At 65.3% G+C, this 1105-nt stretch carries 1 protein-coding gene; it reads right to left on the reverse strand.

Annotated elements, in window-relative coordinates:
• Positions 1-1105: NAD-glutamate dehydrogenase domain-containing protein (locus tag ACRCUN_RS34140; protein ID WP_462146024.1), on the reverse strand; the 1105-nt coding region annotated here is incomplete at both ends.

Consider the following 1105-nt stretch of genomic DNA (forward strand, 5'->3'; position numbering starts at 1 on the left):
AGTCCACCGGGGCGCGCAGGATCGCGCGCATCAACGCCGGCGGCGCCACCTCGGCCACGTCGGCCTCGATCCCCAGCGCGGCCCGGACCTGGGGGCTGATCGGGATCGACTTCTGCTGGCGGCTGTACACCCCGCCACCCGCGCTGATCACCGCACGGTCGTAGTCCTCCCAGGACGAGCGCGGCAGGTCGAACAACCGGCGACGCTCCTGCCAGGAGGTCGCGGCGTCGGGGGTGGGGTCGAGGAAGATGTGGCGGTGGTCGAAGGCGGCCACCAACCGGATGTGTTGGGACAACAGCATGCCGTTGCCGAACACATCCCCGCTCATATCACCGATACCGACCACGGTGAAATCCTGGCTCTGGGTGTCAACACCCATCTCCCGGAAATGGCGTTTGACCGACTCCCAAGCCCCCTTGGCGGTGATACCCATCGCCTTGTGGTCATAGCCGATCGACCCGCCCGAGGCGAACGCATCCCCCAACCAAAACCCATACGAGGTGGCCACCTCGTTGGCGATATCAGAAAACGTCGCGGTGCCCTTGTCGGCGGCCACCACCAAATAGGCGTCCTCCCCATCGCGGCGCACCACCTCAGCAGGGGTCAGCACCGCACCGGTGGCCTTGTCGACATTGTCGGTGACATCGAGCAACCCCGAAATGAACAACCGATAACACGCCACCCCCTCAGCGCGGGTGGCCTCGCGATCCACCGCGCCATCGCCGGTGGGCACCGGGGGATGTTTGACGACGAACCCGCCCTTGGCCCCGACCGGCACGATGACGGCGTTCTTGACCGCCTGCGCCTTGACCAATCCCAGGATTTCGGTGCGGAAATCTTCGCGGCGATCCGACCAGCGCAACCCGCCCCGCGCGACGAACCCGAACCGCAGATGCACCCCCTCCACCCGCGGCGAGTACACAAAAATCTCGAACTTGGGCCGCGGCAACGGCAACTCATCGATCAACCCCGGGTTAAGCTTGAACGCCACCACATTCCGCGCCCGCGCCGACTCCGCACTCGTCACAAAATAATTCGTGCGCAACGTCGCCTGGATCAACGACGCGAACGCCCGCAACACCCGATCGGTGTCCAAACTGACCAA

The sequence above is a fragment of the Mycobacterium venezuelense genome, assembly GCF_054919535.1.